We start from the raw sequence: 14,669 nt of genomic DNA, 5'->3' as shown, positions 1-14,669 counted from the left end.
GGGGTCAGTGGGGGTGGTTGCGGAGGGCGCGGAGGCGGTGGAGGGTGTCGGTGCCGCCGCGGCCGAAGTGGTCGTGCAGGGTCCGGTACTCGGCGTACAGCTGGTCGTAGCGGGCGGCGCGGGCGGGGTCGGGGTGCCAGGTCTCCCGGCGCGGGGCGCCCATCGCCGCCGACGCGGCCGGCACGTCGGGGTACGCCCCGGCGGCCACCGCCGCGTGGATCGCCGCGCCCAGCGCGGCCGGGTGCGCCGAGTCGACCACGTGCAGCGGCCGGCGCAGCACGTCGGCGTAGATCCGCAGCAGCAGCCGGTTGTCGGTCAGCCCGCCGGCGACGGTCAGCTCGTCCACCCGCACCCCGGCGTCCTCGAACGCGGCCACCACGGTCCGCGCCCCGAACGCCGTCGACTCCAGCAGCGCCCGCCAGATCTCCTCCGGCCGGGTGGCCAGGGTCAGCCCGACCAGCACCCCGCTCAGCTCGTGGTCCATCAGCACCGAGCGGTTGCCGCTGTGCCAGTCCAGCGCGAGCAGGCCGTGCCCGCCGACCCGCTGCTCGGCGGCGAGGGAGTCGAGCAGCTGGTACGGGGTCACCCCGAGCGCGCGGGCCCGCTCCGCGTACGACGCCGGCAGGGCGTTGGCCACGTACCAGGCGAAGATGTCGCCGACCCCGCTCTGCCCGGCCTCGTAGCCCCAGACGCCGGTGGTGACGCCACCGTCGACCACGCCGCACACCCCCGGCACCTCGTGGCAGGCGTCCGCGTTCATGATCAGGCAGGTGGAGGTGCCGAGCACGGCGAGCATCCGCCCCGGCTCGACCGAACGGGCCGCCGCGGCGGTGACGTGCGCGTCGATGGTGCCGACGGCCACCGCGACGCCCACCGGCAGGCCGGTCCAGCCGGCCGCCTCCGGGGTGAGCCCGCCGGCCCGGGCGCCCAGCGGCGCGAGCGGACCGTCGACCCGGGGCAGCAGGCCGTTCAGCCGGGGGTGCAGGGCGCGCAGGAACTCCGCCGACGGGTACCGCCCGTCCTGGCGCAGCCCCTTGTAGCCGGCGGCCGAGGCGTTGCGGGTCTCCCGGCCGCAGAGCTGCCAGACGATCCAGTCGGCCGCCTCGATCCAGCGCTCCGCGCGGTCGAAGACCTCCGGATCCTCCTCCAGCACCTCCAGCGCCTTGGCCAGCTGCCACTCCGCGGAGACCCGGCCGCCGTAGCGGGCCAGCCAGCGCTCGCCCCGCTCGGCGGCCAGCGCGTTGATCCGGTCGGCCTGCCGCTGCGCCGCGTGGTGCTTCCACAGCTTCGGGTACGCGTGCGGCCGGTCGGCCAGCCCCGGCAGCTCGCAGAGCGGGGTGCCGTCGGCGCGGGCGGGCAGCACGGTGCTGGCGGTCGCGTCGACGCCGATGCCGACCACGTCCTCGGGTCGTACCCGGGCGGCGCGCAGCGCGGCGGGCACCGCGACGCGCAGCACCTCGCGGTAGTCGTCGGGGTGCTGCAGCGCCCAGTCCGGCGGCAGCGGCGGGCCGCCGGGGAGCCGCTCGGTGAGCACCCCGTGCCGGTACGGGTGCACGGCCTCGCCGAGTTCGACGCCGTCGGCGACGTCCACCACCAGCGCCCGGCCGGAGAGGGTGCCGAAGTCGACCCCGACCACGTACCGGGGCCGCCCGGGTTGCGCCACTGCTCCTCCTCCCCGCCGCGACCGGGCGGCGCGGGAGCGGCCGGGCGGCGGCGGGAGGCAACGGTAACAACAACGCCGGGTGACCGGCACGCCGCCGGCGGGCCAGCCGGGACCGGGGCCCGCGCCGACCGGCGCTGACGCACGGGCGGCATCCGGCGGGCGGGCCGTGGGTGGCGGATCGTGGGTGGCGAGCCGTGGGTGGCGAGCCGTGGTGGCGAGCCGTGGGTGGCGGGCCGTGGGCGGCGGGCCGTGGGCGGCGGGCCGGCTTCGGCGCGACCGGGTACGGGGGAACGCCGGGCGGGTCAGCCGATCTGCCGCTTGAGGTGGTAGCGGTGCACCTCGGTGCTGCCCTGGACGTTGTTCACGTCCTCGGCGGCGGAGACCAGTTCCCAACCCTCCCGGCCGGCCCGGTTGAGGTGCGCGATCGCCGTGTCGCCGTACGCGGTGATGTCCCGGCGCGACCCGTCCGGGCCGTACCAGATGAAGCTGACGTGGAAATTGCGGCCCTGCCCCTGATAGCGGCGGACCAGCAGGGCGTACTCCCAGGCGACCATGGCGTCCATTATGACCGTCCATGCAGGACGCGGGAACGCGGGCAGTCGCGGATTGCCATGCGGTGAACGCGTTGTGTCAGGCCACCCGGTCGGACGTGCCGCGGCGGGCCAGCTCGTCGGTGACCAGGGCGGCCAGCCGGTCCAGGCCGAGGTCGATCTCGGCCGGGGTCACCGCGCTGACCGACAGCCGCAGCGCGGCCACCGGGGTGCCGGCGTCGTAGAAGTGCGCCATCGGCGTCCAGAGCAGCCCGTACTCGCGGGCCGAACGGTGCAGCAGCGCGTCGTCGACCGGGAACGGCACGGTCACCACCACGAAGAACCCGCCGGCCGGCACGGTCCAGCGCACCGGCGCGGCGTCCGCCGGGAACCGCCGGGCCAGCCCGGCGACCAGGTGCCGCAGGTTCCGGGTGTACGCGGCCCGCTCGCGCGCCGTCGCCGCGACCAGGCTGCACCCGTGCTCCAGCAGCGCCCCGCCGACCACCGCCTGGGCGATCGCCGAGGTGTTCACGGTGACCATGCTCTTGATCTTCGCGAGCTGGTCGGCGAGCGGCCCGACCCTGCCGTCCGCGCCGGCCACCCGCTGGTCGGCGACGACGTAGCCGACCCGCGCGCCGGGCAGCACGGTCTTGGCGAACGACCCCAGATAGACCACCCGCCGCCCGGTGTCCAGCGCCTTGAGCGTGGGCACCCGCTCGGCGTCCCCGGCCGGGAAGAGGCCGTACGGGTTGTCCTCCAGCAGCAGCAGGTCCTCCGCCTCGGCCAGGGCGAGCAGCCGCCGCCGGTCGGCCAGGCCCAGGCTCGTCCCGGACGGGTTGGCGAAGTCCGGCATCAGGTAGCAGGCCCGCGGGCGCAGCCCGTCGGCCCGGGCCCGGCGCACCTGGGCGCGCAGATCGGCCAGGTCCACCCCGGCCGGCCCGCCGGCCACCGGGCGCACCGGCAGGTCGAGCAGCCGAGCCGCGCCGGTCAGCCCGACGTAGGTGGGCGCGACGGCGAGCAGCACGTCGTCGGGGCCGGCGCGCAGCGCCCGCAGCACCAGGAACATCGCCTCCTGGCAGCCGACCGTCACCACGATCGCCTCCGGGTCGACGTCGATCCCCTCGTCCACGGCCAGGTTGCGGGCCACCAGGTGGTGCACGACGCCCTTGGTGCGGCCGTACTGGAACAGGGTGCGGTGCACCTGGGCGGGGGTGAGACCGAGGTCGTCGGCGAGGTGGCGGCGGAACGTGTCCAGGTACCGGTGCAGCGCGGCGACGTCGAAGAACTCCTCGTACGGCCGGCCGGCGGCCAGCGACACCGCGTCCGGGTAGTGCTGGGCCACCTCGTTGAGGAAGTTCATCGAGTTCAGCGCCGGGTCGTCGACCGCCGGATGCAGGTCGGCCGTGCTCAGGTCGGCTGTGCTCCGGTCGGCCGTGCTCCGGTCGGCCGTGCTCCGGTCGGCCCCGCTCAGCTCCGCCGGCGCGGCCACGCTCAGTCCACCGTCCGGGTGCGCAGCTCGCGGGCGGCCGCCGGGTCGGCGCAGCCGGTCAGCGCCAGCGCGTCGCGGAACTCGTCGGCGAGCAGGGTCAGCGCCGCCTCCGCCGCGGCCTGGCCGCCCGCGGCCAGCGCCCAGAGCATCGGCCGGCCGACCAGCACCCCGTTGGCGCCCAGCGCCAGGGCGCGCAGCACGTCGGTCCCGCCGCGCACGCCGCTGTCCATCAGCACCTCGCACCGGTCGGCGACGGCCGCGACCACCTCGGGCAGCACGGCGGCGGTGGCCGGCGCGCCGTCCAGTTGCCGGCCGCCGTGGTTGGAGACCACCACCGCGTCGGCGCCGGCGGAGACCGCGAGGACGGCGTCACGCGGGTCGAGGATGCCCTTGACCACCAGCGGCAGCGCGGTGCGCCCGCGCAGCCAGTCCAGGTCGTCCCAGCTCAGCGCGGGCGCGAAGACCGCGTCGGTGTGCGCGGCGATGGCCGAGACGCCCGGCATGGCGGTGTGCGCCAGGTCGTCCCGCCCGGCCGGCAGGTTGGCCGCCACCACGTGCGGCGGTACGGCGAACGCGTTGCGCACGTCGCGCAGCCGCCGGCCGAGGATCGGCACGTCCACGGTGACCGTGAGCGCCGTGCAGCCGGCCGCGTGCGCCCGGTCCAGCAGGTCGGTGACCAGACCCCGATCGCGCAGCCAGTAGAGCTGGAACCAGACCGACCCACCGGCCTTGGCGACCTGCTCGATCGGCACGCTGCCCAGGGTGCTCGCCACGTACGGCACGCCGGCCGCGCCCGCGGCGGCGGCCAGCGCCACTTCCCCGTCCGGGTGCACCAGTCGCTGGTACGCGATCGGCGCCACCGCCACCGGCAGCGCGGACGGTGCGCCGAGCAGGCGGGTCTCGGTGCGCGGGGTCGGCACCCCGCGCAGCACCCGGGGCAGCACCGCCACCCGGTCCAGCGCGCGCCGGTTGGCGGCGAGGGTGATCTCGGCGCCGCTGCCGCCGTCGATGTAGTCCCACACCTCCGGCGGGAGCACCGCCCGGGCCCGCTCCGCGTAGTCGGCCAGGCAGGCCGGCGCGGGTGGCTCCCCCACCGGCCGGGCCGGCTTCGGCAGCACGTCCTCAGCCATCGTCGGTCCCCCTTCCCGCCGGCACCGTGTCCCGGTCGGTGCCGGTCAACCCGAACCGCCCGCGCAGGAACGCGGCGGCCTCGTCCTGGGCGCGCCGGCCGTCGTCGAAGACGCCGGGCATGGCGAAGAAACCGTGGATCATCCCGGGGTAGCGGGTGAGCGTGGTCGGCACCCCGGCGGCGCGCAGCCGGTGCGCGTACCGCTCGCCCTGCTCGCGCAGCGGATCGTGCTCGGCGGTGACGACCAGGGCGGGCGGCAGGCCGGTGAGGTCCGGCGCGAGCAGCGGTGAGGCCAGCGGGTCGCGGGCGGCGGCCGGGTCGGGCAGGTAGTGCCGGCGGTACCAGGCCACCGAGTGGCGGTTGAACAGCAGCGGGTCGTCGTCGCCGGGGGCCGTCGCGGTCTGGTCGGTGTTCGGGTAGACCAGCAGTTGCGCGGCGAGCCGGGGCCCGCCCCGGTCCCGGGCCAGCAGGGTGACCGCGGCGGCGAGGTTGCCGCCGGCGCTGTCGCCGCCGACCGCGACCCGCGCCGGGTCCAGGTCGAACTGCTCGGGGTGCGCGGCGAGCCACCGGCTGGCCGCGTGGCAGTCGTGCACCGCGGCCGGGAAGGGGTGCTCCGGGGCGAGCCGGTAGCCGACGGTGACCACCTGGCAGGGCACCGCGTTGGCCAGCCGCCGGCAGATGCCGTCGGCGGTGTCGATGCTGCCCAGCGTCCAGCCGCCGCCGAAGAAGTAGACCAGGGTGGGCAGCGGGCCGGACCCTGCCGGCCGGTACACGCGTACCGGCAGGTCGCCGGCCGGGCCGGGGACGTGCGCGTCGCGTACCTCGTGCACCGGCTCGACAGCGCCGCCGCCGGCCCGGATCGCGGCCAGGTCGGCGGCGCGGGCCTCGGCCAGCGTCTGGGTGTACAGCGGTGGCGTGCCGGCCGCGGCGCGGGCCGCCCGGTACGTGGCCACCTGCGGGTGCAGGCTCATGCCGTACCTCCGTCGCGCGCCGGGCCGACCCGGAGCGCCGTCGCGTCGAGCCGGGCGGTTCGCTCGCTCATGCCGGCGCCGCGGCGTGCGCCGTGCCGGCGCGCCGTGCCGGGCCGGGTGATCCGCTCGCTCATGCGGCCTCCCGCCCGCCGGTGTGCAGCAGCAGCTTGTCGATGCCGCGCAGGAAGAGGCTACCGCTGTAGATCGGCCGCTCGGCGACCGCGAGCCGGGGGAAGCGGCGCAGCAGCCGGGGCAGCGCGAGCCGACCCTCCAGCCGGGACACGGCGGCGCCGAGGCAGAAGTGCAGCCCGACGCCGAAGGCGAGCGACGGCGGGCCGGGCCGGCGCGGGTCGAACCGGTCCGGGTCGGCAAACCGGGCCGGGTCGCGGTTGGCGGCGGCGATCACCAGCAGCACGTTCTGGTCCCGCTCGACCGGCACCCCGCCGAGCACGGTGTCCCGGGGCGCGGCCCGGGCCAGGAAGTGCACCGGCGCCTCCAGCCGGAGGATCTCGTCGACGGCGCCGCGGGTCAGCGCGTCGTCGCCGGGCAGCGCGGCGGCCACCTCGGGGTGGGACAGCAGCAGCGGCAGGCCGTTGCTGAGCATGTAGACGGTGGTCACGAACGCGGCGTTGAACAGCACGATCAGGTTGCTGACCAGCTCGTCCTCGGTGAGCGGGACGTCGCCCGCGTCGACCGCCTCGACCAGGGCGCTGATCAGGTCCCCGCCGGGGCGGCGGCGCCGGTGCGCGATCAGCCCGGCGTAGAAGGCGCGCAGTTCGGCGGCGGCGGCGTTGGCGGCGGCCAGCCGCTGCGGGGTCTTGCCCGCGACGTCCAGGAAGTCGTCGATGCGCTCCACCCGCTGCCGGTAGAAGTCCAGCTCCCCGGCGGGGATGCCGATGAACTCGGCCATCACCCGGGCCGGCATCGGGTACGCGAACTCCGCGACGAAGTCGAACCCGGCCGCCCCGGCGTCGGCCATCCGGTCCAGCAACTCGTCGACCACCCGGACCACCACCGGTTCGAGGGCGCCCAGCCGGCGCGGGGTGAAGGTCTTCGCGAAGACCGCGCGCATCCGGGTGTGGTCGGGCGGGTTGACGAACATCATCGAGGTCTGCAGGGTGCGCAGCACCTCCTGCTCCCGCCAGCCGGGCGGGGCCTGCTTGTACCACTCCGGGTCGCGCAGCACCTGGCTGACCAGGTCGTAGCCGACGGCGACGGCGGCCACCGTGCGGTGCTCGGCCCGCGCCGGCACCGGGCTGACCGGCCCCAGCTCGTGCAGCCCGGCGTAGCAGGGGTACGGGTCCTGCCGGCCCTCGTCGCTGTAGAGCCGGGTCAGCAACTGCGTGACGTCCACGTCGGTCTCCCCCCGGAAACGGTGGCGCGGGCGGCGGGGTGGGCCGCCGCCCGCGCCCGATGTCACAGGCCGAGCAGGCGCAGCGGCACGGCGTCGGCCATCGCCTGGTTGCCCGCGTCGTTCGGGTGGATGTGGTCACCGGAGTCGTACGCGGGCAGCAGCCGGCTGGGCTGGGCCGGGTCGCGCAATACCCGGTCGAAGTCGAGCAGCCCGTCGAACTCGTCGCCGGCGCGCAGCCAGGCGTTCACCGCCTGCCGGGTGGCCTCCTTCTCCGGCGTCCACACCCCCGGGTTGCCGTGCCCCTCGTACGGCGTCAGGGTGGCCACCAGGCTGCGCAGGCCGCGTGCCTTGACCTGCTGGTTGATCTGCCGCAGCGCGGCGATGACCTGCTCGGCGGAGTCGCCGGACATCCAGATGTCGTTGATGCCCAGGTGGGTGACCACGGTGCGGGCATCGGTCTGGGCGAAGACGTCCTCGTCGAGCCGGCTGACCGCGTTCGGCCCCAGCTCGTGGTAGCCGGGGAAGCCGCCCGCGCCGGGCTCCGGCCCCTCGTGGTTGAGCCGGTTGCCGGCCAGGCTCAGGTTGAGCACGCCCGGGGTGCGCACATCCGGCCGGGCGTCGATCAGCCGGTCGGCGAGCAGGTCGGGCCAGCGCCTGTTGGCGTTGACGGTGCTGCCGTTGCCGTCGCCGATCGAGTCGCCGAGCACCACCACGGAGCCCGGCGAGTGCCGGCGCTGCACGTCGATGCCGGAGAGGAAGAACCAGCAGCAGTTCGGCCGGATGGTGAAGCCCGCGCCGTCGGCGGCGGAGGTCAGGTCGGTGGCGCCGATGAAGTTGGTCTGCCGGGACTGGCCGTGGAAGGTCACCGGGCCGGTCGGGGTCGGGAAGTGCACGGTCAGCACCAGGTCCTGCTGGTCGCCGACCGGGAAGTCGACCGGGTCGCTGAGCAGTTCCGCGCCGCGGTTCATGGTGGCCGAGGCGGCGCCGTTGAAGCGCAGCTCGCGCAGGCTCGCCGGGTCGATGTCGGAGTGGTCGTCGGCGGTGGCGGTGTTCGGTCGGGCGATGGTGGCCCGGCCGACCCGAACCGCCTGCTCGCCGTAGACGTTGCTCAACCGCACCCGCAGCCGGGGACCGCCGACCGAGGTGTGCACCACCATCCGCACGCTCTGGTTGTTCAGCCCGGTGTTGGTCAGGCCGGTGGCGTTGCCCCGGGTCACCGCGGCGGCCCAGCTGCCCGCCCAGACGGCGCGGTCGCCGCGCGCCCCGGAGGTCGACCCCGGGCCGGCGCTGGCGACCACCGCGGGGGTGCCCGCGACCAGCAGCGCGGCGGCGGAAACTGTCACGTGCCATCTCTTCGGAGTCGCCATTGAACCTCCATCGTGGTGGCAGCCCAGGGCCGTCAGGGACGGTCACCGGCTGGACGATGGACCGGAAACTAGCCGCCGCCGAAGATGGGCGTCAATCAACCTGATCGACGCGATCAAATGTCCGCCAGCCCCGCGCGGAGCGCCGTTCGGCCACTCTCCGCCGACGGCGGGAACACCCTACGCTCACAGGCGGCGGCGAGGTGGTCGCCGACCGCGCGCCACCGCCGCGCCGTGCCCCGGGGGCTGCCCGGGCACCGCCGGACCGGATGGGGACTGCCGATGACTGACGGGCAACGGACCAGCTACGTGCACCGGGCGCTGGCCCTCTTCGCCGGCTGGGGCGAGCGGGCGGCGCTGGTCGGCGGTGGCCGCCGGCTCAGCTACGCCGACGTGCACGCCGAGGTGTGCGGGCTGGCCGGCACGCTGCGCGCGCACGGCGTACGGCCGGGGGCGGCGGTGCTGGTCGCGCTCGGCAACCCGGTCGAGGGGCCGTTGGTGCAGCTCGCCCTGCACCTGCTGGGCTGCCGGACGATGTGGGTCGCGCCGGTCACCTCCCGGCGCGAGGTCGCCGACTTCGCCCGGCTGGCCCGCCCCGACGCCTTCCTCTACGACGCGCGGGACCCGGCCAGCCTCGGGCCGGAACTGGCCGCCGCGCTGCCCGGCGTGCCGGTCTTCTGCCTCGGTCCCGGCGGCGCCGGCCCCGACCTCACCGCCGCCGGTGACCGGCCGGGTCCCGGCGAGGTGCCGGGCGAGGTGCCGGCGCCGGAGTCGTTCCTGCAGACCAGCGGCACCACCGGCAGCCCAAAGCTGGTGCACCACCGGGAGAGCTTCTACGCGCAGATCCTCACCCTGGCGGCGGACTTCCGCGCCGCCGGCTTCCCGCTGCTGCGGCACCTGTCGCACTCCCCGATGTGGCTGGCCAGCGGCCAGATCACCACCCTGTTCAACCTGTTCACCGGTGGCGTGCTGGTCCTGCGCGACGGCTGGGACCCGGCGCGGTTCATCGACACGGTGCAGCGGGAGCGGATCAACTCCACCTTCGTCACCCCGCCGATGCTCTACGAGGTGCTGGACCATCCGGCGCTGGACGGCGCGGACTTCTCCGCGATGTTCATGTTCAACGTGGGCGCCGGGCCCGCCGCGCCGGCCCGGCTGCGGCAGGCGATCGCCCGCTTCGGCCCGGTGCTGCGCATCGTGTACGGGCTGAGCGAGGCGGTGGTGGTCACCGCGCTGCCCGGGCTGACCGACGACCCGGCGCACCCGGAGCGGCTGCGCTCCTGCGGCCGGCCGTACGGGGACGTGCGGGTGGAGATCCGCGCCGAGGACGGCACGGTGCTGCCGCCGGGCGTCGACGGTGAGGTGTGGGTGCACACCGAGCTGCGCTTCGCCGGCTACCACTGTCAACCGGAGCTGACCGCCGACACGCTGGTCGACGGCTGGGTACGCACCCGCGACATCGGGCACCTGGACACCGACGGCTACCTCTACCTGGTCGACCGGTTGCAGGACCGGATCCTCAGCCGGCAGCGCAGCTGGCCGATCTACTCCCGCCCGATCGAGGACGTGCTGGCCGGGCACCCGCAGGTGCGGGCCGCCGCCGTGATCGGCGTTCCCGACGAGGTCGCGGGCGAGCTGCCGTACGCCTTCGTGGTGCCGGCGCCCGGCGCGACGGTGACCGCCGCCGAGCTGATCGACCTGGTGACCACCGCACTGAGCGACACCTGGGCGCCCGGAGCTGTCGAGTTCGTCGACCGGCTGCCGCTCAACCGCTCGGCCAAGGTGGACAAGCGGGCGCTGCGTGCCCGGTACGCCGCGGCCCACCCGCACGCCGCGATCGGCAGCCCGGCGTGACCCCCCGGCGGGAACTGGTCACCCTGGTCACCGCCGATCTGATCTCCAACCTGGGCAGCCGGATCTCGGTGGTGGCCATCCCCTGGCTGGTGCTGGAGACCACCGGCAGCCCGGCGAAGATGGGCCTGGTGGCGTTCGCCGAGACGCTGCCGTACCTGCTCTCCAGCGCGCTGGCCACGCCGTGGGCGGACCGGATCGGGCTGCGCCGCACCTCGATCCTGGCCGACCTGGCCAGCGCGGCGCTGATGGTCGCGGTGGCGCTCACCCCGTGGCTCGGCTTCGGCGCCCTGGTGGCGCTGGTGGCCGTGGTCGGCGGGCTGCGCGGCATCGGTGACCGGGTCAAGCACGTGCTGTTCCGGCCCGCCGCGGAGGCCGCCGGGGTGCGGCTGATCCGGCTGACCTCGGTCTACGACGGGCTGGGCCGGCTGGTCACCCTCTCCGGGGCGGCCGCCGGCGGCCTGCTGGTCTGGTGGTTCGGGGTGACCGGGGCGATCCTGATCGACGCGGCGACGTTCGGCGTCTGCGCGCTGCTGATCGGCGCCCTGGTCCGCCCGCCGGCGGCCAGCGCGACGCCGGCCCAGCCGGAGGGCTACCTGCGGGCGCTCGCCGGCGGGTTCCGCTACCTCGGCCGGGACCGCACGCTGCTGAGCATGCTGCTGGTGATCGCCGCGCTGAACATGGTGGCGAACGCCAGCATCGCCGTCTACATCCCGCTCTGGGTGGCCGACGTGCTGGGCAACCCGGCCGGGCTGGGCCTGGTCCTCGGCGCCTTCTCGGCCGGCGCCCTGCTGGGCAACCTGCTGTTCACCGTGCTCGGGCCCCGGCTGCCCCGGTACCTGACCTTCGTGGCCGGGGCGCTGCTCAGCGGCACCCCCCGGCTGGTGGCGCTGGCGCTCAGCGAGGAACTGCCGGTGGTGCTGGTGGTGACCTTCCTGTCCGGCATCGGCATCGCCGCGGTGAACCCGCTGCTGGGCGTGGCGCTCTACGAGCGGGTGCCGGCGGAGTTGCAGACCCGGGTGATCGGACTGGCCGGGTCGCTGGGCTTCGTGGGGCTGCCGGTCGGCGCGCTGCTCGGCGGCTGGTCGGTGGCCGCGTTCGGCCTCGGCCCGGCCCTGCTGGCGATGGCCGCCGCCTGCCTGCTGGTGACCCTGCTCCCCCTCTCCGGCGCCCTGCGCCCCGAGCCGGCCCCCGCCCCCACCACCCCCTGATCCCCGCTCCGGTCGAGCAGGGGGTGGCGGGGGTTCGCGCCCGTGATCGCCCGGACGCTGCCCGACGGCCCGAGCCGGGCGGCGGGCGGGCTGACCGCACGGCCACCCACCGGCGGCGCACGGCGCGTATCGTCGGGGCGTGGCCACCTGGGACGACGTCCGCCGCATCGCGCTGGGCCTGCCGGAGACCAGCGAACACCCGTCGTACAACGGGGCGCCGGCGTGGCGGGTGCGCAAGAAGTCCTTCGTCTTCGACCGCCCGCTGCGCAAGGCCGACCGCGAGGCGCTCGGTCCGGCCGCGCCGGACGGCCCGGTGCTCGGCGCGTACGTGCCCGACCTGGGGGCCAAGGAGGCGCTGCTCGCCGACGACCCGGCCGTCTACTTCACCACCCCGCACTTCGACGGCTACCCGGTGATCCTGGCGCGGCTCGACCAGCTCGACGTCGAGGAGCTGACCGAACTGGTGGTCGAGGCGTGGTACGCCTGCGCCCCGAAGCGGCTGGCGGCCGCGTACCAGGCCGGGCAGCCGACCACTCCGTCCTGACCGGGGCGACCGGGCCCGCTCAGCGGTGGTCGTTGGGGGCCGGCCGGGCGCCCACGGGCAGCCGGTAGATCCGCAGCGGCCGCTCGACGCGGTCCCGGCCGCCGCCCAGACCGGCGGTGCGGTGCAGCTGGGTAACCGGGATCAGCAGGTCGCCGCCGCCGTCGAGCCAGAGCGCGTCGGCGAAGGCCAGGCGCGGGTCGGCGACCAGCGGCTCCACCCGCCGGTCCGGGGTGATCCGCAGGATCCGGCGCCGGTCCACGTCGCTGAGGTAGATCACGCCGTCGGCGTCGACGGCGGTGCCGCCGGTGCTCGGCGTGTCCAACCAGCGCTCGACGGCGCCGGCGAGGGTGTCGGGCGGGACGTCCGGGTCGTCCAGCCAGCGGGTGGCGACCCGGGCGAGCGGGCCGCAGGCCGGCTGGAAGTACAGGTGCGCACCGTCGGGCGAGACCTCCAACTGGTCGGCGTGCAGCCGCACCTCGCCGCCGTCCGGGTCGCGCAGCGCCGCGCCGTCGGCGCTCATCGGTCGGCCGGCGGTGGTGCTCCAGTGCCCGTCCAGCACCCGCCGGGCCCGGCCGCTGGGCAGGTCGAGCACGACCAGGGCGGGCGCGCCGGCGTCGGTGAGGTAGGCGGTCGGGCCGTGGAACCGGACGTCGTCGAGGAAACTGGTCGGCCGGGTCACGGCGGTCAGGTCGTACGCGCGGGTGATCCGGTCGGTGGCGAGGTCGACGGCGAGCAGGCGGGGGCCGCCCGGCACGGGCGGCGCGCCGAACCCGGGGGCGCCGCTGTCGACGAGCCAGAGCAGCCCGTCCGGCCCGGTCCGCAGGCTGTTCACGGTGACGAAGGCGCCGTCCGGGTCGTGGTCGTCGCGGACGGCGTTCCAGGCCGGGTCCGGGTACGGCACGGCCGTCCCGTCGGCCCGCAGCTCGGCCACCGCGGTCCCCGGCCCGTCGGCGTTCGGGTAGCAGACGAACGTCCGCCCGGCCGCCGTGGTGACCCCGTTCCAGATCCGGTCCGAGGCGTGCACGGGCACCAGCCGGTCGTCCGGCCGGTCCGGCCAGGCACCGCTCATCCCGCCCGCCCCCCTCTCGCCCGCCGGCCAGGAAGAGCGGCCTACCCGCCGAGCCGCCCGCCATGCCCACCGCCGCCCACCGCCGCCCACCGCACCCCGGCGGGAGCCGCCGACCCGCGCCGGGCCGACCGGTGCCGCTGGCCGTGGTCCGCCGCACCGGGGCGGCGTGCGCCGGCCGGCTCGGCCGGCGTCAGGCCGGCAGGGCCGCGGCGACCGCCTCCTCCGGCGTGGCTACGTGCACCGGACCGGGCACCGGCCGGCCGTCGGCGTCGCGGATCCGCCAGCCGCCGAGCACCACCACCGGGATGCGGCCGCGGCGCAGGCCCAGCGCCACCTCGCTGAGCGTGCCCCAGGAACCGCCGACGGCGATCACCGCGTCGGCGCTCCACACCAGGATCGCGTTGCGGGCCTGGCCCATGTTGGTGACCAGTACCGCGGAACAGTCGGCCGGACCCGGCTCGGTGCCGTCGTCCGGGCGTACGCCGATCACCACGCCGGCCCGGGAGCGGGCGCCGGCGGCGACGGCGGCCATCACCCCGCCGCCGGCGCCGCAGAGCACCGTCACGCCCCGCTCGGCGAGCAGCTCCCCCACCCGGCGGGCGTACGCCAGCTCGGTCGCCGTCGCGTCCGCCGGCCCGCAGACCGCCACCTGCACCATCGGCCGCCCCCTTCCGCCGCCCATCATGCCCGCGGCGGTGGTCCTGCCGTGGGCCGGCGCGAGGGTCCACCCGGCGGAGGGCGGCCTGCCCGTCGGGCCGCTGCCCGCGGCCGGCGGGATCGATTAGCGTACCCCCATGCCATCGACGTTGACCGAGGCGACGGACCCGTGGTGCCTGCGCCCCGGAGAGAGCGCGGCGCTGCTGCGCGGGCATCCGTGGCGCCGCTTCGCGGTGCTGGGTGACAGCGTGGCCGAGGGGCTCTGCGAGCCGGTCGACGGCTACCCGGATGTGCAGTGGGCGGACCGGATCGCCGCCGAGCTGCGGGCCGTCCGGCCCGAGCTGGCGTACCTGAACCTGGGGCGGCGCGGGCTGCGGGCGCACGAGGTACGCGCCACCCAGCTCGCCCCGGCGCTCGCCTTCCACCCCGACCTGGCGCTGGTGGTCTGCGGCGGCAACGACGCCTTCGCCCCGGCCTACGACGCCGACGCGGTGGACGCCGAGCTGACCGCGATGGTCGAGGCGCTGCGGGCCGCCGGGGCGGACGTGATCACCGTCGGGATGTTCGACGTGTCGCACAGCCCGGCGGTCCCGCAGCGGCACCGCGCCGGCCTGGCCGAGCGGATGCGCCGGCTCTCCGCCCACACCGGCGCGCTCGCGGAGCGGCTCGGCACCCTGCACGTCCGGCTCACCGACCACCCGCTGACCGCGGACCCGTCGATCTACAGCAGCGACGGCCGGCACGGCAGCGCCCGCAGCGACGCCATCGCCGCCGCCGAGACGGTCCGCCGCCTCGGCGCCCACCTCGCCGGCATCCGGCAGGCCGGTTGACCGTCCC

14 protein-coding genes are annotated in these 14,669 nt (G+C 76.3%); 4 read left to right on the top strand and 10 right to left on the bottom strand.

What is annotated here, in order from left to right:
- Positions 1-4 precede the first annotated feature (4 nt).
- The 8 genes from araB to Q3W71_RS26835 form a co-directional block, all read right to left on the bottom strand.
- On the bottom strand, positions 5-1,663 hold the full coding sequence (gene araB / locus Q3W71_RS26870; RefSeq protein ID WP_302922259.1) for a ribulokinase: 1,659 nt from the start codon (positions 1,661-1,663) through the stop codon (positions 5-7).
- Between the two features lie 302 nt (positions 1,664-1,965).
- Positions 1,966-2,226, bottom strand: coding sequence for a hypothetical protein (locus Q3W71_RS26865; RefSeq protein ID WP_109905009.1), 261 nt, complete (start codon positions 2,224-2,226; stop codon positions 1,966-1,968).
- Positions 2,227-2,293: 67 nt separating this feature from the next.
- Positions 2,294-3,604 carry an aminotransferase class I/II-fold pyridoxal phosphate-dependent enzyme gene (locus Q3W71_RS26860; RefSeq protein ID WP_302922339.1) on the bottom strand — a complete coding sequence of 437 codons (1,311 nt, stop codon included), beginning with the start codon at positions 3,602-3,604 and terminating at the stop codon, positions 2,294-2,296.
- Between the two features lie 80 nt (positions 3,605-3,684).
- Complete coding sequence (locus Q3W71_RS26855; protein ID WP_302922258.1) at positions 3,685-4,812, bottom strand: alpha-hydroxy acid oxidase; 1,128 nt, start codon at positions 4,810-4,812, stop codon at positions 3,685-3,687.
- Complete coding sequence (locus tag Q3W71_RS26850) at positions 4,805-5,782, bottom strand: alpha/beta hydrolase (protein WP_302922257.1); 978 nt, start codon at positions 5,780-5,782, stop codon at positions 4,805-4,807. The genes Q3W71_RS26855 and Q3W71_RS26850 overlap by 8 nt, the downstream gene beginning before the upstream one ends.
- Positions 5,779-5,916, bottom strand: a complete 138-nt coding sequence (locus tag Q3W71_RS26845; RefSeq protein ID WP_302922256.1) for a hypothetical protein — start codon at positions 5,914-5,916, stop codon at positions 5,779-5,781. The genes Q3W71_RS26850 and Q3W71_RS26845 overlap by 4 nt, the downstream gene beginning before the upstream one ends.
- Positions 5,913-7,136 carry a cytochrome P450 gene (locus tag Q3W71_RS26840; protein ID WP_302922255.1) on the bottom strand — a complete coding sequence of 408 codons (1,224 nt, stop codon included), beginning with the start codon at positions 7,134-7,136 and terminating at the stop codon, positions 5,913-5,915. The genes Q3W71_RS26845 and Q3W71_RS26840 overlap by 4 nt, the downstream gene beginning before the upstream one ends.
- A 62-nt stretch (positions 7,137-7,198) precedes the next feature.
- Positions 7,199-8,503: an SGNH/GDSL hydrolase family protein gene (locus Q3W71_RS26835; protein ID WP_302922254.1), complete on the bottom strand. Its 1,305-nt coding sequence runs from the start codon at positions 8,501-8,503 to the stop codon at positions 7,199-7,201.
- 279 nt (positions 8,504-8,782) lie between these two features.
- Between Q3W71_RS26835 and Q3W71_RS26830 the strand changes: the two genes are divergently transcribed.
- The 3 genes from Q3W71_RS26830 (at position 8,783) to Q3W71_RS26820 (ending at position 12,106) form a co-directional block, all read left to right on the top strand.
- The gene (locus Q3W71_RS26830; protein WP_302922253.1) at positions 8,783-10,354 is read left to right on the top strand and encodes a class I adenylate-forming enzyme family protein; all 1,572 of its coding nucleotides are present in this window, start codon (positions 8,783-8,785) and stop codon (positions 10,352-10,354) included.
- Positions 10,351-11,562 carry an MFS transporter gene (locus Q3W71_RS26825; RefSeq protein WP_302922252.1) on the top strand — a complete coding sequence of 404 codons (1,212 nt, stop codon included), beginning with the start codon at positions 10,351-10,353 and terminating at the stop codon, positions 11,560-11,562. Before Q3W71_RS26830 ends, Q3W71_RS26825 begins: the two co-directional genes overlap by 4 nt.
- A gap of 139 nt (positions 11,563-11,701) precedes the next feature.
- Entirely contained in the window at positions 11,702-12,106 is a 405-nt protein-coding gene (locus tag Q3W71_RS26820; protein ID WP_302922251.1) for an MmcQ/YjbR family DNA-binding protein, read from the top strand.
- Between the two features lie 19 nt (positions 12,107-12,125).
- Here the strand turns inward: Q3W71_RS26820 and Q3W71_RS26815 are convergent, their stop codons facing one another.
- Positions 12,126-13,175, bottom strand: a complete 1,050-nt coding sequence (locus tag Q3W71_RS26815; RefSeq protein ID WP_302922250.1) for an L-dopachrome tautomerase-related protein — start codon at positions 13,173-13,175, stop codon at positions 12,126-12,128.
- Positions 13,176-13,365: 190 nt separating this feature from the next.
- Entirely contained in the window at positions 13,366-13,833 is a 468-nt protein-coding gene (locus Q3W71_RS26810; RefSeq protein WP_302922249.1) for an LOG family protein, read from the bottom strand.
- A 136-nt stretch (positions 13,834-13,969) separates the two neighbouring features.
- On the opposite strand from Q3W71_RS26810, the gene Q3W71_RS26805 reads away from it, so the two are divergent.
- The gene (locus Q3W71_RS26805) at positions 13,970-14,662 is read left to right on the top strand and encodes an SGNH/GDSL hydrolase family protein (RefSeq protein ID WP_302922248.1); all 693 of its coding nucleotides are present in this window, start codon (positions 13,970-13,972) and stop codon (positions 14,660-14,662) included.
- The last annotated feature ends 7 nt before the right edge of the window (positions 14,663-14,669 follow it).

Origin of the sequence: Micromonospora sp. C28SCA-DRY-2 (genome assembly GCF_030519475.1) — a bacterium.
In the GTDB taxonomy this organism is placed as follows: Bacteria; Actinomycetota; Actinomycetes; order Mycobacteriales; family Micromonosporaceae; genus Micromonospora.
This window is presented reverse-complemented; position numbering and strand designations above follow the sequence as displayed.

Bases quoted from the DNA above. Each gene is read 5' to 3' on its own strand.
- Q3W71_RS26865 (WP_109905009.1), bottom strand. From the start codon at position 2,226: ATGGACGCCATGGTCGCCTGGGAGTACGCCCTGCTGGTCCGCCGCTAT.
- Q3W71_RS26855 (WP_302922258.1), bottom strand. From the start codon at position 4,812: ATGGCTGAGGACGTGCTGCCGAAGCCGGCCCGGCCGGTGGGGGAGCCA.
- Q3W71_RS26850 (WP_302922257.1), bottom strand. From the start codon at position 5,782: ATGAGCCTGCACCCGCAGGTGGCCACGTACCGGGCGGCCCGCGCCGCG.
- Q3W71_RS26845 (WP_302922256.1), bottom strand. From the start codon at position 5,916: ATGAGCGAGCGGATCACCCGGCCCGGCACGGCGCGCCGGCACGGCGCA.
- Q3W71_RS26835 (WP_302922254.1), bottom strand. From the start codon at position 8,503: ATGGCGACTCCGAAGAGATGGCACGTGACAGTTTCCGCCGCCGCGCTG.
- Q3W71_RS26830 (WP_302922253.1), top strand. From the start codon at position 8,783: ATGACTGACGGGCAACGGACCAGCTACGTGCACCGGGCGCTGGCCCTC.
- Q3W71_RS26815 (WP_302922250.1), bottom strand. From the start codon at position 13,175: ATGAGCGGTGCCTGGCCGGACCGGCCGGACGACCGGCTGGTGCCCGTG.
- Q3W71_RS26810 (WP_302922249.1), bottom strand. From the start codon at position 13,833: ATGGTGCAGGTGGCGGTCTGCGGGCCGGCGGACGCGACGGCGACCGAG.
- Q3W71_RS26805 (WP_302922248.1), top strand. From the start codon at position 13,970: ATGCCATCGACGTTGACCGAGGCGACGGACCCGTGGTGCCTGCGCCCC.